At 69.0% G+C, this 19,955-nt stretch carries 17 protein-coding genes, 2 tRNA genes and 1 rRNA gene; 9 read left to right on the top strand and 11 right to left on the bottom strand.

The features are described from left to right. Nucleotides 1–65: ribosomal RNA gene (locus AB0M02_RS10915) — 16S ribosomal RNA — on the bottom strand; the annotation flags it as partial. A 604-nt stretch (nucleotides 66–669) separates the two neighbouring features. On the opposite strand from AB0M02_RS10915, the gene AB0M02_RS10910 reads away from it, so the two are divergent. Continuing rightward, nucleotides 670–885 carry a hypothetical protein gene (locus AB0M02_RS10910; RefSeq protein WP_364224469.1) on the top strand — a complete coding sequence of 72 codons (216 nt, stop codon included), beginning with the start codon at nucleotides 670–672 and terminating at the stop codon, nucleotides 883–885. Nucleotides 886–893: 8 nt separating this feature from the next. On the opposite strand, the gene AB0M02_RS10905 is transcribed toward AB0M02_RS10910, so the two are convergent. From AB0M02_RS10905 to AB0M02_RS10880, 6 genes are all read right to left on the bottom strand, one after another. Next, entirely contained in the window at nucleotides 894–1,688 is a 795-nt protein-coding gene (locus tag AB0M02_RS10905) for a carbon-nitrogen hydrolase family protein (RefSeq protein WP_364224467.1), read from the bottom strand. Between the two features lie 63 nt (nucleotides 1,689–1,751). Next, nucleotides 1,752–3,044: an ATP-dependent Clp protease ATP-binding subunit ClpX gene (clpX, locus tag AB0M02_RS10900; RefSeq protein ID WP_364224465.1), complete on the bottom strand. Its 1,293-nt coding sequence runs from the start codon at nucleotides 3,042–3,044 to the stop codon at nucleotides 1,752–1,754. 217 nt (nucleotides 3,045–3,261) lie between these two features. Next, the gene (locus AB0M02_RS10895) at nucleotides 3,262–3,918 is read right to left on the bottom strand and encodes an ATP-dependent Clp protease proteolytic subunit (protein WP_364224463.1); all 657 of its coding nucleotides are present in this window, start codon (nucleotides 3,916–3,918) and stop codon (nucleotides 3,262–3,264) included. A gap of 11 nt (nucleotides 3,919–3,929) precedes the next feature. Continuing rightward, nucleotides 3,930–4,562: an ATP-dependent Clp protease proteolytic subunit gene (locus AB0M02_RS10890; protein WP_364224461.1), complete on the bottom strand. Its 633-nt coding sequence runs from the start codon at nucleotides 4,560–4,562 to the stop codon at nucleotides 3,930–3,932. Between the two features lie 204 nt (nucleotides 4,563–4,766). Continuing rightward, nucleotides 4,767–6,113, bottom strand: a complete 1,347-nt coding sequence (gene tig, locus AB0M02_RS10885) for a trigger factor (RefSeq protein WP_364224459.1) — start codon at nucleotides 6,111–6,113, stop codon at nucleotides 4,767–4,769. Nucleotides 6,114–6,150: 37 nt separating this feature from the next. Continuing rightward, nucleotides 6,151–6,224: transfer RNA gene (locus AB0M02_RS10880), tRNA-Pro, on the bottom strand. Nucleotides 6,225–6,355: 131 nt separating this feature from the next. On the opposite strand from AB0M02_RS10880, the gene AB0M02_RS10875 reads away from it, so the two are divergent. Beyond that, nucleotides 6,356–6,426, top strand: a tRNA-Gly gene (locus tag AB0M02_RS10875). A 105-nt stretch (nucleotides 6,427–6,531) separates the two neighbouring features. Here AB0M02_RS10875 and AB0M02_RS10870 read toward each other — a convergent pair. From AB0M02_RS10870 to AB0M02_RS10855, 4 genes are all read right to left on the bottom strand, one after another. Beyond that, nucleotides 6,532–7,854 (bottom strand): site-specific integrase, encoded by a 1,323-nt coding sequence (locus AB0M02_RS10870; RefSeq protein ID WP_364224457.1) that lies wholly within the window; start codon nucleotides 7,852–7,854, stop codon nucleotides 6,532–6,534. Nucleotides 7,855–7,975: 121 nt separating this feature from the next. Beyond that, a complete protein-coding gene (locus AB0M02_RS10865; RefSeq protein WP_364224455.1) occupies nucleotides 7,976–8,290 on the bottom strand; it encodes a hypothetical protein in 315 nt (104 codons plus the stop codon). After that, nucleotides 8,287–9,366: a DNA methyltransferase gene (locus AB0M02_RS10860; protein WP_364224453.1), complete on the bottom strand. Its 1,080-nt coding sequence runs from the start codon at nucleotides 9,364–9,366 to the stop codon at nucleotides 8,287–8,289. Before AB0M02_RS10860 ends, AB0M02_RS10865 begins: the two co-directional genes overlap by 4 nt. Next, nucleotides 9,359–10,039, bottom strand: a complete 681-nt coding sequence (locus AB0M02_RS10855; RefSeq protein ID WP_364224540.1) for a hypothetical protein — start codon at nucleotides 10,037–10,039, stop codon at nucleotides 9,359–9,361. The genes AB0M02_RS10860 and AB0M02_RS10855 overlap by 8 nt, the downstream gene beginning before the upstream one ends. A gap of 675 nt (nucleotides 10,040–10,714) precedes the next feature. Here AB0M02_RS10855 and AB0M02_RS10850 point away from each other — a divergent pair. The 7 genes from AB0M02_RS10850 (at nucleotide 10,715) to AB0M02_RS10820 (ending at nucleotide 19,934) form a co-directional block, all read left to right on the top strand. Further along, nucleotides 10,715–11,527, top strand: coding sequence for a hypothetical protein (locus AB0M02_RS10850; protein WP_364224451.1), 813 nt, complete (start codon nucleotides 10,715–10,717; stop codon nucleotides 11,525–11,527). A 252-nt stretch (nucleotides 11,528–11,779) separates the two neighbouring features. After that, nucleotides 11,780–12,175, top strand: coding sequence for a pilin (locus tag AB0M02_RS10845; RefSeq protein WP_364224450.1), 396 nt, complete (start codon nucleotides 11,780–11,782; stop codon nucleotides 12,173–12,175). 395 nt (nucleotides 12,176–12,570) lie between these two features. Next, nucleotides 12,571–14,220, top strand: coding sequence for a hypothetical protein (locus AB0M02_RS10840; protein ID WP_364224538.1), 1,650 nt, complete (start codon nucleotides 12,571–12,573; stop codon nucleotides 14,218–14,220). Then, the gene (locus AB0M02_RS10835) at nucleotides 14,217–15,155 is read left to right on the top strand and encodes a PrgI family mobile element protein (protein ID WP_364224448.1); all 939 of its coding nucleotides are present in this window, start codon (nucleotides 14,217–14,219) and stop codon (nucleotides 15,153–15,155) included. The genes AB0M02_RS10840 and AB0M02_RS10835 overlap by 4 nt, the downstream gene beginning before the upstream one ends. Beyond that, complete coding sequence (locus tag AB0M02_RS10830) at nucleotides 15,152–16,918, top strand: DUF87 domain-containing protein (RefSeq protein ID WP_364224446.1); 1,767 nt, start codon at nucleotides 15,152–15,154, stop codon at nucleotides 16,916–16,918. Before AB0M02_RS10835 ends, AB0M02_RS10830 begins: the two co-directional genes overlap by 4 nt. A gap of 29 nt (nucleotides 16,919–16,947) precedes the next feature. Then, nucleotides 16,948–18,339 carry a hypothetical protein gene (locus AB0M02_RS10825; protein WP_364224444.1) on the top strand — a complete coding sequence of 464 codons (1,392 nt, stop codon included), beginning with the start codon at nucleotides 16,948–16,950 and terminating at the stop codon, nucleotides 18,337–18,339. Further along, on the top strand, nucleotides 18,336–19,934 hold the full coding sequence (locus tag AB0M02_RS10820) for a type IV secretory system conjugative DNA transfer family protein (RefSeq protein ID WP_364224442.1): 1,599 nt from the start codon (nucleotides 18,336–18,338) through the stop codon (nucleotides 19,932–19,934). The genes AB0M02_RS10825 and AB0M02_RS10820 overlap by 4 nt, the downstream gene beginning before the upstream one ends. Nucleotides 19,935–19,955: the final 21 nt, after the last annotated feature.

Here is a 19,955-nt window from a genome sequence, read left to right as displayed (position 1 = left end):
TCGACTTGCATGTGTTAAGCACGCCGCCAGCGTTCGTCCTGAGCCAGGATCAAACTCTCCAATAAAAATCTTTGAAAAGCGAAACCTGGCAACAACAAATGTTGCCAAAGGAATCTCCCACCAGCTTCCGAAGAAGCCGGCCGGGGTATTGCCATAATTGGCACTGGCTTATCAAGCACCCTGTTGAGTTCTCAAAGAACAACCGCACATCGAAAGAGAACCTCGATCACGAGGTCCACCCTCAAGGCAACCGTTCAAAAGCACCTGGTCGTGGTTCGCCGCACAGAATCCGAGATCCTGCCGACATCGCCCAAGTGTTCCCCGTTAGGGGAAGAGTGATTTCCAAGCAGACCGGCCGACGTTTCCGTCTGCCCGGCTCCCTGCTGGCCTAGTCACTCTACCCGGTCAGTGTCGCTTCCGCAAACCCGCTGGGCTAGAAAATCCAACCCGATGGAAGCACCGCCCGGACCGCTGAGAGCCAAGCATAACTCGCCTCCAGCCACCCTCGGAGCCACCTTCCGAATTGTCACTTTCGTAACCGTCCGTACCGGTTTCCCGTGGGCAGAGAAGAAGTTACGGGACACCGGCGGGTGACCGCAAATCGACGCTCATGGTCGCCTCGGCGCTGCGGTGACACACGGGGAAAGGAAACCGTGACAGAGTGGCGTCATGGACGCATCCGAGACGCTGGCGGTCGACGCGTTCCTCGGCCTCCTGGTGCCGCTCTGGCAGCTCGTGATCGGCCTGCTTGTGCTGGTGACAGTGGTTGTGTCGGTCCACAAGCTGTTTCTGCGAGGCCCCTCTCGGATGGGCGGGGCGCTCCTGTTGGTGGGCGGCGCGGTGGCCGGTCTGGTCGTCGTCAGCTACCTCGTGCAGAGTTTGTGACCTGCACCTCAGAGCCGGCGGTTGGCCAGGCTCGGTAGCTCGCGGCGGACCGTTTCCAATCGCTCCAGGTCCAGATCGGCGTACGTGACGCCAACCGTGTCGGGCGCCTGCGCGAGCACCGTGCCCCACGGGTCAATGATCATGCTGCGGCCGAAACAGGTCCGGCCGGGCTCGTGGTCGCCGATCTGCCCGGCGGCCAGGACGTAGCACTGGTTCTCGATCGCGCGGGCGCGCAGCAACACCTCCCAGTGGTCGCGTCCGGTGTGCAGCATGAAGGCCGCGGGCACCACAAGGACACGGGCGCCGGCAACCGCCAGAAGCCGGTACAGCTCCGGGAAACGTAGGTCGTAACAGATGCTGAGCCCTGTGGGCACTCCGGCCACGTCGGCCACCACGGTGTCCGCACCGGGTGCCACCGAGCGCGACTCCTGGTAGGAAACCCGGCCGGCGATCTCCACGTCGTACAGATGAATCTTGCGATAGGTCGCAGTGAGCGTGCCGTCCGGCGCGAAGATCAACGTGGTGTTGAAGGTCCGGCCCTCGTCCGGGCCGGTCTCGTGGAACGAGCCGGCGTGCACCCAGATGCCGAGCTCGCGGGCCGCGGCGGAGAAGAAGGCGCCGAACTCGCCGTCGACGGGCTCCGGCTTGGGTGCGTCGGCTGACCGGCCGAGAAAGTCCACATACTCCGGAAGTACGGCAAAGCGGGCACCTCCCGCCGCGGCTCGCTCGAGCAGCTCTCTGGCGACGGCCAGGTTCCTGGCACGGTCCTCACGGGCGTTCAGCTGGCAGACGGCGACGCGCATGAACCGAGCCTAGAACGACATCACCGCCGCCCCCAACGGGACGGCGGTGATGACAGAAATCGATCAGGCCGACTTTTCCTCGCGCTCGGCACGGCGACGGCGGCCGACGAACTCGCGCGGGACGATGGTCGGATTCACGTTCTCCAGGACGACCTCGCGGGTGATCACCACACGGGCGGCGTCCGGGTTGCTGGGCACCTCATACATCACGGAGAGGAGGACCTCTTCCATGATCGCGCGGAGACCACGGGCGCCGGTGCCGCGGAGCATGGCCTGATCGGCGATGGCCTCCAGCGCGCCCTCGTCGAACTCCAGCTCGACACCATCGAGCTCGAAGAGACGTTGATACTGCTTGACGTACGCGTTGCGGGGCTCGGTGAGGATCTGGATGAGCGCCTCGCGGTCCAGGTTGCGGACGGTCGTGATGACCGGGAGACGGCCGATGAACTCGGGGATCAGGCCGAACTTGAGCATGTCCTCCGGCATGACCCGGCTGAAGATGTCGTCGGTGTTCCGCTCGGAGATCGACCGCAGGCGAGCACCGAACCCGACGCCGCTCTGGCCGACGCGCTGCTCGATGATCCGGTCCAGCCCGGCGAAGGCACCACCGACGATGAACAGCACGTTGGTCGTGTCGATCTGGATGAACTCCTGGTGCGGGTGCTTTCGGCCACCCTGCGGCGGCACGTTCGCGACCGTACCCTCGAGGATCTTCAGCAGAGCCTGCTGCACGCCCTCGCCGGAGACGTCCCGGGTGATCGACGGGTTCTCGCTCTTGCGGGCGATCTTGTCGACCTCGTCGATGTAGATGATGCCCTGCTCGGCGCGCTTGACGTCGTAGTCGGCCGCCTGGATCAGCTTCAACAGGATGTTCTCGACGTCCTCGCCGACGTAGCCGGCCTCGGTCAGCGCTGTGGCGTCCGCGATGGCGAACGGCACGTTCAGCATGCGGGCCAGGGTCTGCGCCAGGTGCGTCTTACCGCATCCGGTGGGGCCGATGAGCATGATGTTGGACTTGGCGACCTCGACGTCGCTGCCCCCACCGGGTGCGCCGTTCGACTCCGCCTGGATCCGCTTGTAGTGGTTGTAGACCGCGACGGAGAGCGCCTTCTTCGCCTGCTCCTGGCCCACCACGTAGTTGTCCAGGAACTGGCAGATCTCCATCGGCTTGGGAAGCTCTTCCCACTTCACCTCGCCGGTCTCAGCCAGCTCCTCTTCGATGATCTCGTTGCAGAGATCGATGCACTCGTCGCAGATGTAGACCCCGGGGCCCGCGATGAGCTTCTTGACCTGCTTCTGCGACTTTCCACAGAAGGAGCACTTGAGTAGGTCGCCACCGTCGCCGATCCGTGCCACCTACGTTCTCCCTGCGTTCATTGGCCGGCCGTAGACCGGTCCGTGTCCGAGGACGGATTGCCTCGTTGCCATCTCATCGTCCGCCGACCCGCGTAACTGAGGCTGCGGACTCGACGTTACCCGCAAAGGGGCTGTTCTCCGACCCCCCAAAACGGGCGTGTCAGGGGTCGGCCAGTCTAACTGCACCCGGCCGGCCCCTGACATCGCGCACTCATCCTCAGACGCCGACGGTCTGCAGACTCTTCTTACGGGTCGCCAGGACGACGTCGACCAGGCCGTACTCCTTGGCCTCGTCCGCCGTCATGATCTTGTCGCGGTCGATGTCCTTGCGGACCTTCTCCACGGGCTGGGTGGAGTGGTGAGCCAGCATCTCCTCGAGCTGCGTACGCATACGCATGATCTCGCGGGCCTGGATCTCGATGTCCGAACCCTGCCCGTAGCCACCCTCGGTAGCCGGCTGGTGGATGATGATCCGCGAGTGCGGGAGCGCCATCCGCTTGCCGGGGGTGCCGCCGGCGAGCAGCACCGCGGCCGCGCTGGCCGCCTGGCCGAGGCAGACCGTGCTGATGTCGGGACGCACGTACTGCATGGTGTCGTAGATCGCCGTCATCGCGGTGAACGAGCCACCGGGCGAGTTGATGTACATCAGGATGTCGCGGTCCGGGTCGGTGCTCTCCAGCGTCAGCAGCTGGGCCATCACGTCGTTGGCCGACGCGTCGTCCACCTGCACGCCGAGGAAGATGATCCGGTCCTCGAACATCTTGTTGTACGGGTTCGACTCCTTGACACCCCAGGAGGTGCGCTCGGAGAACGACGGCAGCACGTAGCGGTTGTGCACCGGAGCGAACCCGGGAGGCATGGTCAGGTCAGTCATGGTTCAGCTCCTCAGTTCAGCGTTCCGGCACCGTCCGGGACCTGCGTGGCCCCGGTGATCACCCTGTCGATGAAGCCATAGTCCTTGGCCTCGGTGGCCGTGAACCACCGGTCCCGATCGAAGTCGGCCGCGATCTGCTCCGGAGATTGTCCCGTGTGGTGGGCGATCCGCTCCTGGAACATCCGCTTCGTGTACAGCATCTGCTCCGCCTGGATGGCGATGTCGGCGGCCGTGCCGCCCATGCCACCGGACGGCTGGTGCATCATGATCCGGGCGTGCGGCAGCGCGTAACGCTTGCCGGGCGCGCCCGCGCAGAGCAGGAACTGCCCCATCGACGCGGCCATGCCCATCGCAACGGTGGAGACGTCGTTGTCGATGAACTGCATCGTGTCGTAGATCGCCATGCCCGAGTAGACAGAACCACCCGGCGAGTTGATCCAGAGATTGATGTCGCGCTCCGGGTCTTCGGCGGAGAGCAGCAGCAGCTGCGCGCAGATACGGTTGGCGACCGCGTCGCTCACCTCGCTGCCGAGGAAGATGATCCGCTCACGCAGCAGGCGGTTGTAGACCGAGTCGTCGAGGTTGCCACTGAGTGCTTCGCCCCGCCGGAGCGAGGGGCTCGCGGGAATGTGGAGATCGGTCATGGCAGCCCTTCACAGCTGACTGTGTCGGCCGAGCTTCCGGCCGGCAGGTTGTCCGTCGTACGACCAACCTAACTGGTCGGATGCGCATCAGCTTCCCGCTCGGGCAGGTGTTCGCTGACAGCGCACGCGATGCGCGTACCCCTGGAAAAGACAACGACCACCGCGCAGCGAAAGCGCTGCACGGTGGTCGCCCATGCACCTAGATCAGTGGTTGTGACCCGCGTGCTCGTCGTCGCCGTTGCGCAGATCGTCCAGGGACAGGGTGTTGCCCTCGGTGTCCGTCATCGTGACCTGCTCCATCAGCGAGGCGAGCGCCTTGCCCCGCCGCACGTCGCCGAAGACGGCGGCCGCGGCACCCGACCGGACCAGCTGGTCGTAGTACTGCTGGGGCTGCATCTGGGCGCGCTGCGCCCGGTGCACGATCTCGTGGCCGAACTCGTCGTCGGAGACCTGGACGTCCTCGGCGTCGGCAACCGTGTCCAGCAGCAGCTGGATCCGGACGCCCTCCTGGGCCGCCTCGGTCAGCTCCTGGTCGATCTGCTCCTCGGTCTTCTCCTCGGAGGCCAGGTAGTCGGCCAGCGACGCGCCGATCCGCTCGAGCTGGTCGGTCATCGCCTGCTTGCGGCCCTCGACCTCGTCCTTCACGACGCCCTCGGGCGCCGGGATCTCGGCGGCCTCGACGAGCTGCTTGAGAGCCTCGTCACGGGCGGCGTAGATCTGCTCGACCTTCTTCACCCGGGTGAGCCGCTCGCGCAGGTCGCCCTTGAGCTCCTCAAGCGTGTCGAACTCGCTCGCCAGCTGCGCGAACTCGTCGTCGATCTCGGGAAGCTGCTTGTCCTTGACGGTCCGCACGACCACCTTCACGTCGGCGTCGCGGCCGGCGAAGTCGCCGCCGACGAGCTGCGTGGTGAAGTTGGCCTCGTCGCCCGCCGAGAGGCCGACCAGCACCTCGTCGAGGCCCGGGAGCAGCTGCTTGCTGCCGACCTCGTGGGAGATGTTGGTGGCCGAGCCGCCCGGCACCTCCTCGCCGTCGACCGTGGCGTTGAGGTCGAGCTGAACGTAGTCACCCTCCGCGGCGGCGCGCTCCACGGTCTTCAGCGTGGCGAAACGCTCGCGCAGACCGTTGATCTGCTCGTCGATCTCGTTCTCACCGATCTCGACGGCCGGAACCTCGACCTTGATCGTGGAAAGATCCGGAACGGTGATGTCCGGGCGGACGTCGACCTCGGCCGTGAACTTCAGCGGCGCGTTGTCGGCGAACTCGGTGATCTCCACCTCCGGCCGGCCGAGGGTCTTGACCTCGTGCTCCTGGACCGCCGCGAGGATCTGCTGCGGGATCGCCTCCTGCACGGCCTCGTTGAGGACGGCGCCACGACCGACACGCTGGTCGATCACGGCGGCCGGAACCTTGCCCTTGCGGAAGCCCGGCACCTGTACCTGCGCGCCGATCTCCCGGTACGCCTTCTGCAGGCTCGGCTTGAGCTCCTCGAACGGCACCTCGATGGCGAGCTTCACCCGGGTCGGGCTCAGAGTCTCGACGGTGCTCTTCACAGGCGTACTCCTTGTTGCTGCGGACAGTTGGTGACAGTCGGGGTGGCGGGATTTGAACCCACGGCCCCTCGCTCCCAAAGCGAGTGCGCTACCAAGCTGCGCCACACCCCGTGGCGACGGCCAGTGTATGCGGTCGGCTCGCCTACGTGTGCGCTGGAGTCACCTGCTGGGGAATCCGGTTCGCGCGGACGGTAGATGATTCAGTAAGCTGTGTCCGAGCCCCGGGAGTTCTCGGGGCTCATGCGGGCGTAGCTCAATGGTAGAGCCTCAGTCTTCCAAACTGATTACGCGAGTTCGATTCTCGTCGCCCGCTCCGAGCGTTCGCGCTGGTAACAGCGTTTTTGATCTAGATAAACATTGAAGAACGTCTATCATGAAGCCAGATTGCTAGGGTTTTTGCTAGGGATCTTGGCCCGCGCTACCCCGCCCGCCGCCGGGGAACCACGGCCGCCGCCGCTTCGGCTGCGGTTTTGCCGACGGACCCCACCAGATGGCCGTAGGTGTCGCTCGTCAGGCCGATCTTGGAGTGGCGGAGCCTTTTGGAGACCACGGCGATGTCGACGCCGGCCTCGATCTGGAGAGATGCCGCCTCGTGCCGCAGGTTGTGCAGGGGGACGTCCGGCATGTCGTGCAGTTTGATCAGGCGTTTGAAGATCCGGTAGACCTGGGTCGGGTCGAGGGGTGATCCGTCAGCCTTGGTGAAGACGAGGTTTTCGGTGTTGCGGTATGCCCGTCCGAGCGCCAGCCGCTCCTTTGCCTGCACCCTTCGCCACGCGCGAAGGACAGCGACTGTTCCCGAATCGAGATCAACAGGAAGATCCTCGCCTTCGCTCGTCTTGAGGCGGACCCGATACTTGATCTTCAGTCCTTCTTTCTCCGCTTTACGTGCCTTCCGGTAGCTGATGCCGGTGATCTGCCAGCCGACGACGATCCGGGCCGCGTCGAGGTCCACGTCGTCCCAGCTCAATCCGCACAGCTCGCCTCGCCGCAACGCGGCGAACACCCCCAGGTGAAACAGTGGGTACAGCCGTTCGGCCTCGATGGCGTCGAGCCACTTTCCCAGCCGCTCCGGGCTCCACGGCTTTACGCGCCGACGCCGAACCTTCGGCACCGTTGCGAGCGCGGCCACGTTGCGCGGAACTTCCTCAGCGCGCATAGCGGCGTTCAGCGCCGCCCGGAGGGTCGCGCGTACACGCTGCGCTGTGGCGGGGCCGAAGGGCCTCGGCACGGCAACGCGCTTCGGCTTGACTGGCCGTTTGCGGCCAGCGCGAACCCGCTCCTTATCGGCTTCTGCCGCTTCTCGCGCGTAGCGCGCATTCAGCGCCACGGCCGCATCAATCTGCGCCTGCCGCTCTCGCATGACGACGCGCAAGGTGTCGGTCACGTGACGAGGACGGAGGTCCGCCAATTTGTGATTGCCAACCCTCGGAATCCAATAGCTCTCTATGTGGCGCCTGTAGTCCACGATCGTGCCATCGCGGAGGCCGACAAGCTCCTCCTGTGTCACGAGCCAGTCGCGCAGCCACTGCGCAACAGTTAGCCTGCCGTTCTGCGGCAGAGTTCCTTCCCGGTGCTTACGGATCACCTCGGCACGGGCGTCGGCAGCATCTTTGCCGCTATTGAAGCCTCCCTTGGTCTCCTGCCGCCGGCCTCCGGGCACGGTCAGCTCTACGGTGAAGTTCCACCTGTGGCCTCGCTTGCACGCGGTCTTCGGGCAGTCCTTCTGACAGCGCTGGAACACCCCAGGTACGCGAGTACTCCGAAAGACGTACGGTCGATTCACGTTCCCTCCACAACTGTGGCTCTCACGAGCCAGGTGACCGGGCGCCGGGGCACTCCTGGCCCCAGCGCCCGCACATCGCCTACTCGCCGTCGATGGGCTCGTCGTCCGAAATGCCGAGCGCAGCGAGTAGGTCGGCGCGCCTGACGATCAACTTGCGGCCGAGCCGTAGCGGGGTGATGGGAAGCTGACCGGCTGCGAGCGCGCGGTAGGCAGCGCTGCGGCTGATCCCGAACGCCAGTGGCACCACCGGATCGAACGGAAACGCAACCGGTAGCGCCCGCAACCGTGCGGCTGTCATCCCCCCGCCGCCGGACCCGGACGGCATGATCGACATGCGCGACGTCCATGGACGCTCTGCCTCGTCGGGGTCGTCAAGTCCCACGCCGCCGGTCACCTGACCACCGCCAACGCGTCGTCGGAGCCGAGTCGCAGGATCAAGACGTCCTCGTGCTGGGGAATCCACTGCGGGTCTCCCCTGTCGATGGCGTCACGGACGTTCTTCTGCTGGAAGAAGGACGCTCGGGGAACGAGTAGCCCGTCGCGGACGCCGGCCATCAGAGCGACGCACTCTTCAACCAGCTCTAGGCCCGCGGCTTCTCCGGCGGCGACCACCATGCCCGGGACGTCGACGAGTTCGCCGTGTCGCCGGTAGGGGCGTGCGGTGACGATGACGTGTCCGCCGGGCCGCATCACGGCATTGCATCCGGCGAGGATGTCCGAGAACCCCTTGGCGAGGGTGTCGTGATCGCGGTAGGCGAGGTTGTCGCTGCCGCCGTACCGATGGTTGATTTTGCGGACCTTGCCGCGACGGGGGCCAGGGGTTCGGGCGTGGCCGTGGGTGGACGATCCATACGGCGGTGAGGTGATGACGAGCGCGACCTGGCCGCGGACCTGTGGCGGCAGTAGTGAGGGCAGGTGCCGGGAGTCACCGGTGTAGACCGCGCCGGTGCCCCGAGCGCCATCCTTTTCCGCGAGGGCGATGTTGACGGCGGCCAGCGCTGCCCAGTGGGATTCGTACTCGACGCCGACGCCGTGGCGGTCGAGGTGCATGGCTTCGACCATGGTGGTACCGATGCCAGCCATCGGGTCGAGGACGAGGTCGCCGGGATCGGTGTACGTGTGGATGGCGTACCGGGCGATGGTGGGCAGCATCTTACCCGGATGGGTGATCGACTCCGGGGTGTACCGGCCTCGACGCAGTGCCCGGGATTGCTGCTGTCCGGTCAGCCACACCGATCCTGGAGGCCCGTCGGCGCGCAGTGCCGATGTCGGGGCGGCGATCGGGACGGTAGTGGGGACGGCTGGCGGGACGGAGCCAGAGGTGGGGACGACGCCGGGGACGGGGGCGGCGCCCGAGCTGGGGACGGCGGTCGGGTCCGAACCGAAGCCGGGCACCGGTCCGGGGACGGCGGTGGAAGCGGCGCGCGGGGCGGGGACGAGGCCGGGGCGGAGAGTCGGGGCGTCAGACATCAGCGGCCTCCGGGGTGATCGTGGCGAAGACGAGAAGGTCTCGATGCGCTCGGACGTGCCGGCCCGCGATGAGCCGTGGCCGAGCGGCGGGCCGGGTATCGGTGCGAGGCTCGATCTCGGGCAGCGGCACGAGCAGGGCCGGGATGTGCTGGTGGTATAGCAGTCCGGCAGCACGGGCGGCGGCGATGACCGTCGAGCGGTGCCCGAGCGCACCGGTGCCCGGCCCGGCGGTCAGCACGACGACGAGGAACCCGCCAGGACGCAGGAGCTCTCGCCAGGCGCCGAGGGCTTGGCTCACGGCGTGCGGGTCGCGGCTATCGACATTCAGGCGCGGTAGCGTCGCCAGGACGAGCCCGGCGGTCGCTACCGACCGGTGGTCGAGAGGCTCAGCCCAGCCTCGTGAACAGTCACGGTCGGTGGCAGTGAGACCGGGGTAGCGGTGCAGGTGCTCGGCGGCTGCGGTAACGGTCGGGTGGGCGTCGGTATCGAGGACGGTGTCGCCGTCGCGGGTGTAGCGGGCGATGAGGTGCGCGACGTGGTCGGGGTGGATGCCGTACCAGTCGGGGAGTGCTCGCCCGCTCAGGTCGGCGGGCCGGTGAGGGTGGGTGGGGTGCAAGAGAAGTCCGACGGGCGCCCGGGGCGGGCGGGTGTCAGTGGTGCGGGTCTGCGGCATGGGTGCGGTGGCCAAGTCCGCCGACGAACGCTGACATATAGAGATACAGATTTCGGGGCCGTCTTGGACATCGGCCTCAGCCTGTGACACCTGTCGGTGCCCGAGTGGCGGCACTTCTAACAGAACCATCAGCGTTGAACACGCAGGTCACAGCCTCGTGCGCGGTGCCGCCTCGGCATCGCACACGAGGCTTCTGACGCTTCAGGGGCGACCACCGCCAATAACAAGATCATCTTGGGTGTAACAAGATCGGCTTCGAGGTGCGACAAGATCGACAAAGGGGTGCCCGGGCAGGCTCGTGGCTTCTCCGGGGTTGAACACACGCGTCTCGCGCGGCGCTCGCCATGGCCGTCAAGTGGCGTCCGGTGTCCGCGCAGACATCGATGTTCGAGGCACGTCTGGCCCTCTGCGGGATTCACCGTCGCACGTCGGCTCGCCGGGATTGAACACACAGTTCGAAGAGCTCGACGTGGGCGCGGCGCCGGGTTGCGGCGTGGGCTGGGGTGGCGTCACGACCGGCGAGCTAGCACGGGGTTGAACACACTCCCGTGGCCCTTGAACAAGATCCGCCCTGTTCAAGATCTGTGACACCCGAGTGGCGGGATGGGTGCTGTTCCCGCCGGACGGCCTCAGCGAGGCGCCGGCATCCCACACCCACATCTCGGGGGATTCTCCATGTCTGAGTACCTGCGTCCTGTGCTGCCTGCCGCCGGTGCTGACGCGCCGGGTCTGGTCCTCGGCGAGCAGCCGTTCGACGTCGCAGCGAACTCGTTTCGGCTGCTGACGACCAGTCCGGAGCCGCTGTCGATCGACGGTGCCGCCCTCGGCGGGGGACTGCCTGCGCGGCGGATCGCGCTGTCAGAGCTGGCCGCGATCCTGATGCACCCTTCGTGCGGCTACCCGACGAGTGACCGCGTGTGGCAGCTACTGATCGAGCAGGCCCGCGCGGGTGGCCCGGCCTGGGTGGTCGGCGCTGTCGGTGTCGCGATGCCAGGGTTGCGTCAGGGGGCCAACCGGCTGCGACACTCTGCCGGTGACGTACAGGCCGAGCTGCTGACCGCCTTCGTCGCGGCGCTGCGCACAGTGAAGCCGGGCGGCGCGAAGGTGGCGCAGCGTCTGCTGTCCACGGCCTTCGCCACCGCGCGTGCGGCGCTGCACGCCCAGGAGCCGATCCGTACAACCGCGCTGGTCCCGGCCCCGATGAAGGCGGCTGGGCACCCGGACTTGGTGCTGGCTCGCGCCGTGGCGGCCGGGGTGATCAGCGCGGCGGAGGCGGAGCTGATCGGCGCCACCCGTCTGGAGGGTGTGCCGGTGGCCGACTACGCCGCGCACGTCGAGCGCAGCTACTGGGCGGTGGTCAAGGAACGCTCGCGCGCCGAAGAGCGCCTGGTCGCGGCGGTGCAGGACGGGGCGCTGTCCGACCAGGACATGGCCGTGATCGCCGAGGCCACGATGACCCTCGCAGCCGACCGGGTGCACCGCGGCTGACCTGCATCTTCGCGGCCTGATGTCCAAACGAGGGCGAAAATCTGTATCTCTTAGTGCGGGACTTTCCCGTACCTGGTGACCTTCTTCGACCGCCCCGCCGACGGCGCTGACACCCCGCAACGGCCCTGCCGACACCTCTCGAAGGAGGACGGCCACCGCGCCGGTCGAGGTCACCACCACCCCTTGCTCGCCTGCCCCGCCCCACGCCTCTTTGGGGTGTGGGGCGGGGCTGCCCTGGAGGTGCCCGGTCCCATGAACCACCGCCCTTTGTGCCGCCCCACCCCGACTCCGCGCCGCCCGGTCACCGACCGGCCCGGCCGCCGTCTGCGCCGCACGGTGCGCCGTCTGGCTCCGGCCGCCGCCGTCGCGACCAGCACCGTTGTCGCTGTCGCGCTGGTGCCGGACGCCGCCTACGCGGCCGAGTCCATCGAGCAGGTAGTCACCAACATCCGTACCTGGCTGGTCGGCATCCTCGTAGCCGTCGCCACGCTGTTTCTCACCGTCGGCGGCCTGCGCTACGCGGCGGCCAACGGAGATCCCGGCGAGGTCGAGAAGGCCAAGCTCGCGCTCAGGTCCGCCGCGATCGGCTACGGGCTGGCGCTGCTGGCTCCGCTGTTCGTCACCATCGTCGGTCAGTGGGTGGCGTAGTGGCGGCCCACTTCACCGCTTCCCGCCAGATACGGCTGCTGAGTCTCGTCGTGCTCGCCCTGGCCTTCGGCCTCGCTTTCGCGGTGCCGGCGTGGGCCGACCCGACCTCGGCTCCCGCGCTGAGGGCGGGCGCCCCGTCCCCGGCGCCCGCTCTTGGGCCTGGCGGGTCGTCACCGGCTTCGGGGCAGCCGTCCCCGGCTTCTGCAGTGCCGTCTCCGATTCCGACCCCTGCGCCGGACGTGCCGACACCGAGCGAGCCGTCGTCCCCGCTCACGCCCACGCCGTCCCCGGGTCCGTCCCCGGCTCCCGCCGCGACAACCTCCGACGGGGACGACCCGGACTGGTACGACATCCCCGGACAGATTCGCGAGGCCGTGCAGAGCTTCTTCGCGTGGATGGCCAAGAAGGCGATCAACCCGGTGATGGAGGCGCTGGGCTCGACCGTGCTGTCCACCCCGGACCTGAGCACGAGCCCTCATGTCAAGGCGATCTGGACGACGTGCCTGGTCGTCGCGAACGGCATCTACGTGCTGTTCGTCATCGCCGGGGCCTTCATCATCACGTCCCGCGAGTCTCTGCAATCGCAGTTTGGGTTCAAGCAGATCGCCCCTCGCCTGGTGCTCGGTGCGGTGCTGTCCAACGTCAGTTTCATCGTCTGCGGCAAGGCGATTACGGCAACTAATGCCCTGACCGCCGCGATCCTCGGGCAAGGCGTGGACCCGAAAACAGCGGCCGACGCGATGATCGGCATCCTCATCCAGCCGCTCAACGCGGGGAGCCCGGCCCTGTTCCTCGTGCTGCTGGTCATCGCCGCGCTGGTCCTCGCCCTCGTCGTGATCGTCACCTTCGTGATGCGGGTGGCGCTGATGATCGTCCTCACCGGCTTCGCACCGATGGCGTTGATCTTCCACGCGACGCCCCAGACCGAAAACCTGGCCTACACCTGGTGGCGCGCATTCTCCGCCTGCCTCGGCCTGCAACTGGCCCAGGCGTTGATCGTGCTGACCACGATCCGGGTGTTCCTCACCCCGAGCGGCCTCGCCGCACTCGGCGGGCCGGCCAGCGGGGAGAACCTGCTCGGAGTGCTGGTCTGCCTCACGATGCTGTGGCTGCTGATCAAGCTGCCGGGCCTGATGAAGCAGTTCGTCCTGGCCCCGATGGGCATGCAGAGCCACGGCCGGGGCCTGTTCGGGCAACTCTTGCAGGCGTACGTGATGTTCAAGACCCTCGGTGCCGCCGCGGGGTTGCTCGGTGGAGGTTCCCGCGCGGTCCGTACGGCGACGACGCCCGCCCGCCAGCGGGCAGCCACCGTCACCGGCAACGGAAGATCGGCGAGCACCGCTCGGCCCGTTTCCCGTACCGGGGGACGTTCGGGCACCACGCGCCCGGCCCCAGCCCGGCCGTCCCCGCCCGCCCCGGTGGCGTTCAGTAACGCCCCGGCAACGCAGACGCCGCTATCGGCGCCCGCTGGCACCACCGGTGCCCCGGCATTCAGCACCGCACCGCACCCGGCCACCCCGGCGGCGCCCCCGACCGGCCCGGCACCGGCCGCGTCGTTTTCGCACCTCGTCTCTTCATCGGTGACCACCACACGGCCGAGCGGGCGCCCCGCCCCAGCTGCGTTCAGCAACGCCACACCTGCCCCGGCGAGCCCGACTCCGGCAGGGCCGCCACCTGCGGCAACCTTCTCGACGCCGCCGAAGCCGCAGAGTGCACCGCGTCGGCCGCCGGCACCCGTCACTCCGGTGTTCTCGTCCGCCCCGCCGACCCCGAGCACAAGGGCCACGGCTGCCCAGCGGCCCACCACACCCGCCCCGGTGCCATCCCGGGCAACCCGATCGCTTCCGGCGGCCACGGGAGGCGGTCCAGCTCCGGTGACCCCGGCACCGGCGGACCCGCCGCCGTCCCGGTCTCGGCCGACCGGAAGCGCGAATCCGGCGTTCCGACCGGCCGCGTCGTCCCCATCGTCCCCGCCGCCGTCGAGCCCGGTTGCGGCGCCGTCCCCTCCGCCGGTGCGACGCCGTCCCCGAGGAGGTAAGTCATGAGCCGCCGTGACGATGAGGCACCGCTGCGCGCCCGCGTGCCCGCTGACGTGGAGCGCGCGGACCGCGTTGCGTTCGGTCTGACGGCCCGTCAGTTGGTCATCCTGACCGTCACCGCACTCGTGCTGTACGCGGCCTGGACCGCCCTTGTCACGGCGGTGCCGCCGCTGGTGTTCGCCGCCTGCTGCGTGCCGGTCCTCGGGGCGGCGTTCTTCCTGGCCGTCGGACGCCGCGACGGGATCGGCCTCGACATGTGGCTGCTCGCCGCATGGCGGCACCGTCGCTCGCCGCATCAGCTCGTGCCCTCCGAAGGCCCGATCACCTCAGCACCGGCGTGGGTGACCACTACGCGGGGGCCGGGTGACCGGCTCCCGCTGCCCGCCCCGCTGCGGCTACCGGCCAGGGGCATCACCGCCGATGGGCTGATCGACCTCGGCCCGGACGGCACCACCGGGCTCGTGGCCGCCTCCACGGTGGCGTTCGGGCTGCGCACCCCTGCCGAGCAGAACAGCCTGGTCGCCGGGTTCGCCCGCTGGCTGCATTCGCTGGACGGCCCCGCGCAGATCCTCGTCCGCGCCCAGCGCGTCGACCTGACCCACCTCGGTGACCTTCTGGTCTCGCGGGCGCCGAGCCTGCCGCATCCGGCCCTCGAAGACGCGGCGCATTCGCACGCGCAGTTCCTCGATGACCTCGCTGCGCGCCGAGAGCTGCTGCACCGGCACGTCACCGTCGCGGTGCGCAGCACCCGCAGCCCCGGCAACACCGTCCACCAGGCGGCCGAGACCGTGCGGGCACTGTCGGGATGCGAGGTCGCCGCGCGGGTTCTCGACCCGCTCGACGCCGCCGCCACGTTGGCCGGCGCGCTCAACCCTCCCGCCGAGTCGTCCCCGACGCCGGGACGGCCCGTCCCCGAACGTGATGAAAGCGAGCAGCTGTGAGCGTGTACTCCCGCCATCGCAACAACGCCGTCCCCGAGATGGGGACGGTCATCCCCGGCACCCCAGACACCGTGGAAGTCGGGGGACGGTCGGTACGGGTCGGGGACGGCTACACCGCCGCCCTCGCCGTGACCGGCTATCCGGCCGAGGTCGGACCCGGCTGGCTCGAACCGCTGCTCGCCTATCCCGGGCGGGTGGACGTGTCGCTGCACATCGAGCCTGTCCCGCCCGTGATCGCCTCCCAGCGATTGCGGAAGCAGCGCGGCCGGTTCGAGGCGTCCCGGCGCCAGGACGCCGCGAAGGGGCGGCTCGACGATCCGGAACTCGACGCGGCGGCCGCGGACGCCGCCGAGCTGGCCACCCGCGTGGCCCGAGGCGAAGCCCGCCTGTTCCGGCTCGGCCTGTACCTGACCGTGCACGCCGACAGCGAAGAGGAACTGGCCGACCGGGTCAGTGAGGTCCGGGCTCTGGCCTCGTCATTGCTGCTCGACGTCGCGCCGACGACGTGGCGACAGCTTCAAGGCTGGATCACCGGCCTGCCCCTGGCCTTCGACGCGCTCGGCATGAAGCGGGTGTTCGACACCGACGCACTCGCCGCCGCGTTCCCGTTCACGTCGCCGGACCTGCCGACCACGGCGGGCGACACCGGCATGGGCGTGCTCTACGGCCTCAACCTGCACTCACCCGGGGTCGTGGTGTGGGACCGGTGGGCGCAGTCCAACTACAACTCCGTCATCCTCGCCCGTTCCGGTGAGGGCAAGTCCTACCTCGCCAAACTCGACCTACTGCGCAACCTCTATCTGGGGGTTGAGGCGTTCGTCATCGACCCCGAAGACGAATACCTCCGCCTGGCCGAGGCGGTCGGCGGGACGATCATCCGGCCCGGTACCCCCGGAGTGCGGATCAACCCTCTCGATCTGTCGGCCGGGGACGGCGACGACGCCCTCGTGCGGCGAGCGCTGTTCCTGCAGACCTTCGTCGCCGTTCTCACCGGGGGCGAGACGGGCACCGGCCAGATCGCGCCGCAGGAGGCCGCCGCGCTGGACGTGGCGGTGCTGGCCGCCTACCGGGCCAAGGGCATCACGACCGACCCGCGCACGTGGCGGCGCCCGGCGCCGCTGCTGGCCGATGTCGCCGAGGCGCTCAAGGACGCGGGCGACGCCGGGCGCACGCTGGCGGCTCGGTTGCACCCGTACGTGGCCGGCAGCTTCAAGAGCCTGTTCGATGGCCCCACGACCACGGCCGCCGAGGGGCACCTGGTGGTCTACGCCATCAAGGACCTGCCAGAGGAACTCAAGCCGGTCGGGACGTTGCTCATCCTCGACGCGATCTGGCGCACCGTCAGCACCGCCAACCGCACCGGGAACACCACCCGGCGGCTGGTGCTGGTCGATGAGGCGTGGCTGATGCTGCGCGCCGGACTCGGGGCGCAGTTCCTGTTCCGGCTGTCCAAGAGCGCCCGCAAGTACGGCGCCGGACTGAGCGTGATCACGCAGGACGCCGCCGACGTGCTCGCCACCGATGTAGGCCGGGCCGTCGTCTCGAACGCGGCCACACAGGTGCTGCTACGCCAGGCACCGCAGGCGATCAATGCCGTGGCCGAAGCGTTCGGGCTCACCGAAGGCGAGCAGGCATTCCTTCTCTCCTGCTCACGCGGAGACGCGCTGTTGGCCTCGGGGTCATCGCGAGTGGCGTTTCACAGCCTCGCCTCCGACGTCGAGCACGACCTGGTCGTGACCGGTCCGCCCGCCGCCCGCCGCTAGCCGTCTCGGCACCGAGAACGGAGTTCCCCATGTCCCTTTTCCTCACGTTGTCACACCCCCTGGCGGCGCTGTTGGCCCCGCCGTCTCCCGCCCCGCCGCCTGTGGCCGGGTGTGTGCCCGGTCAGGCCGGGATGCCCGGCGGCGTGCTCGGCGAGCTGCTGTGCGGCACCTGGGGACCGAAGGCCCCCGGCGCCGTGGCCGACTTCGTCCGGCAGCGCTGGCCGCTGCTGCTCGCCGGGTTCGTGGTCCTGGTCGCGCTCGTGATCACGTGGCGGGTGTGGCGGCGCCGGGTCTGGCGTGCCCACGCCGCCCGAGCGCGCTGGTTGCACATCATTCCGCCGGTCACCGCGACTCCGGCCGCGACCGTGGACCTGTGGCGGCTGCTCGCGACCGCGTTGCCGCCGCCGGGCCGGTGGACGCTGCGCCCGGCCCGGATCGTGTGGGAGGTCGAGGCGGACCCGCACGGCATGCGCGTGGGGATGTGGCTGCCGCCCGGGGTGAATCCGACTGCCGTGCTGCGGCTGTTGCAGCGGGCCTGGCCGGGGGTGCGCGCGGAGCAGGCCGCTCGGCCGAGGGCGCCGGGTGGCACCGCGACCACGGTCGCGGTGCTGCCGACGCAGCCGGACTGGTTGCCGCTGGTGGACGACACCACCACGACCAGCTCGAGGGATTGGGAGACCGCGCCGCCGGACGAGGACCGGCTACGGGCGGTCTACGACGGGCTCGCCTCGGCCGGGCGCACCGGCGGCGGCCTGCTGCAAGTCCACATCAGTCGCGCGCCGGCCCACCGGATGAGGATGCTGCGCCGTGCCACCACCCATCCCGAACGTGCGGCCAAGGCGCGAGGTGCCTCACGTGCGGTGGGACTGCTGACCGACGGTCTACGGGCGTTGATCCTCGGGGTGCTCGACCTGCTCACTCCCGGCCCGGCGACCCGCCGCAACGCTTCCGTCCGGCACGACCCCTATCAGGCCGAGCTGGCGCGGCAGGCACGGGCCAAGTTCAACGCCGCGCCGCACCTGCTCGTCGCCGTCTACGCCACCGGAGCCGGGCCGACGAAGGCCGCCGCCCTGTCGGCAGCGACCGACATCACAAGCGGGTTCGGGCTGCTGTCGGCGCACTTCGCTCGCCGGCGTCTGCGAGGCGGAACCACCGCGGCGGCGCAGCGATGGGTGCCCGAGTCGCGGATGAGCGTCGCCGCCGTCGCCGAGACCGCAGTCCTCGCAGGGCTCCCGGCGGAACCGGCCGCCTACGGCCTCCCGGCTGCCGCGTCGCGACGCCGACCCGGCAACCGTGACGTCTTCCGCGCCGGACCCGCCACCGGTCGCCCCGCCCCTCCGGCACCGCCGCACCGAAACGTCCTTCCGAGACCCAACCACGGCACAGACGAGGACCCGCCGACTGCTTGGAGCATCCCGTGACCGCATCCACCAACCCGGGCACGGCTTCGCCGGAGCGCCGCCTCAACCTCGTGCCCGTCGACGAGCGGCGCGGGCTCGGCGGCAAAGTCATCGGGGTCGCTAACGCCAGCCCCCGCGAGAGGATCGGCATCTCGCTCAATGACTGCCGCTACCACGTGCACACGCTCGGCCCGACCGGCACCGGCAAGACCACCATGCTGATGAACATGATCCTCGACGACGTCGAGTCGGGCCGAGGGGTCGCGGCATTCGACCCGGCCAAGGGTGACCTGATCCGGGACCTGCTCGACCGGCTGCCGGAGTCCGCCGGTGACCGGCTCGTGCTCATCGACCCGGACGAGCGGCAAGCGCCCCCAGCGGTCAACCTCTTGGATCCGGCCGTGCACGGCGGCACCCCGCACGACGTCGCCGCCAACCTCACCTCCGTGATGAGCAAGGTGTGGGCGCGCTGGTGGGGCCACCGCTCCGCCGACATCTGCTACCACGCCCTGCTCACCCTGGCCCACCTGCAAGGCTCCACCCTCGCCCAGCTGCCCCGGCTGCTGTCCGACACGGCGTGGCGCACCACCCGGGTCAAGGCCGTAACCAACGCGATCAAGGCATGGGAGGGCAACACCCTCGGCGAGTTCTGGGAAGGCTTCGACAGCCTCCCGGCCGGGCACCGCTCCGGGCTCGTCGCACCGCTGCTGTCACGGCTACGCCTCGTGCTGGCGCACCCGATGGCGAACTCGCTGTTCGGAGTCCCGGCCACGACATTCTCCTTCGCCGACATCCTCGACGGCGGCGTGCTGCTGTGCCGGCTACCCAAAGGCGTCCTCGGCGAGGACGGCACCCGCCTGATCGGCTCCCTGCTGCTGGCGGGGCTCTGGCAAGCCACCACCGCCCGCGCCCGCATCCCGGAGAACGAGCGGCCGGACGCGATGGTGGTGCTCGACGAGTGCCACAACTTCCTGCACCTGCCGATCGGCATCGATGACGCCCTCGCCGAAGCCCGCGGCCTGCACACCTCATTCGTCCTGGCCCACCAATACCTCGGCCAGCTCTCCGTGGGGATGGCGGCGGCGATCGACGCCAACGCCCGAAACAAGGTGTACTTCGCGCTCGCCCCACGCGACGCCATCGACCAGGCCCGGCACCTGCGCCCCTACCTCGACGACGGGGACCTGATCCGTCTCGGTGGCTACGAGGTCGTACTGCGGCCGGTAGCGAACGGGCGGGTGGTGCCACCGGTGACCGCTGACACCGAGCCGTCGCCTGCGCCGGTCAAGGGCCGGGCTGCGGCGCTGCGCCGGGCCGCGCGGGAGCAGACCGGGCTGTCGCACTCCGACCGCAGGGCGCTGCTCGCGGTGGCGAGCACGGCACCGCCGGCCGGTGACGAGGAGCAGCCCTCCGCGGTGATGGTGCAGCCGCCGGTGGAGCCGAACAACTTCGCGTTGCACCCCGAGCGGTCACTAGTGACCCCTCAGATGACGGCTCACGAGGTACCTCACGAGGCGGCTCACGACGACGAACACGCCGGTCAGCACACCCCCTATGACACGCCGTACGCGCACGTCACGGACCCTGCGGAGGACTGGTGGACCGGAACCGACTGATAAGAGATATCCCTCCCGCCA

This window comes from Actinoplanes sp. NPDC051861 (assembly GCF_040681145.1).
Classification (GTDB): Bacteria; Actinomycetota; Actinomycetes; order Mycobacteriales; family Micromonosporaceae; genus Actinoplanes.
The sequence above is the reverse complement of the archived record's forward strand: the minus strand, read 5'-3'. Positions and strand labels throughout refer to the sequence as shown.

Coding starts and splice junctions, on each gene's coding strand:
- AB0M02_RS10910 (WP_364224469.1), top strand. CDS start 670: ATGGACGCATCCGAGACGCTGGCGGTCGACGCGTTCCTCGGCCTCCTG.
- AB0M02_RS10905 (WP_364224467.1), bottom strand. CDS start 1,688: ATGCGCGTCGCCGTCTGCCAGCTGAACGCCCGTGAGGACCGTGCCAGG.
- AB0M02_RS10895 (WP_364224463.1), bottom strand. CDS start 3,918: ATGACTGACCTGACCATGCCTCCCGGGTTCGCTCCGGTGCACAACCGC.
- AB0M02_RS10890 (WP_364224461.1), bottom strand. CDS start 4,562: ATGACCGATCTCCACATTCCCGCGAGCCCCTCGCTCCGGCGGGGCGAA.
- AB0M02_RS10860 (WP_364224453.1), bottom strand. CDS start 9,366: ATGTCTGACGCCCCGACTCTCCGCCCCGGCCTCGTCCCCGCCCCGCGC.
- AB0M02_RS10855 (WP_364224540.1), bottom strand. CDS start 10,039: ATGCCGCAGACCCGCACCACTGACACCCGCCCGCCCCGGGCGCCCGTC.
- AB0M02_RS10850 (WP_364224451.1), top strand. CDS start 10,715: ATGTCTGAGTACCTGCGTCCTGTGCTGCCTGCCGCCGGTGCTGACGCG.
- AB0M02_RS10845 (WP_364224450.1), top strand. CDS start 11,780: ATGAACCACCGCCCTTTGTGCCGCCCCACCCCGACTCCGCGCCGCCCG.
- AB0M02_RS10840 (WP_364224538.1), top strand. CDS start 12,571: ATGGCCAAGAAGGCGATCAACCCGGTGATGGAGGCGCTGGGCTCGACC.
- AB0M02_RS10835 (WP_364224448.1), top strand. CDS start 14,217: ATGAGCCGCCGTGACGATGAGGCACCGCTGCGCGCCCGCGTGCCCGCT.
- AB0M02_RS10825 (WP_364224444.1), top strand. CDS start 16,948: ATGTCCCTTTTCCTCACGTTGTCACACCCCCTGGCGGCGCTGTTGGCC.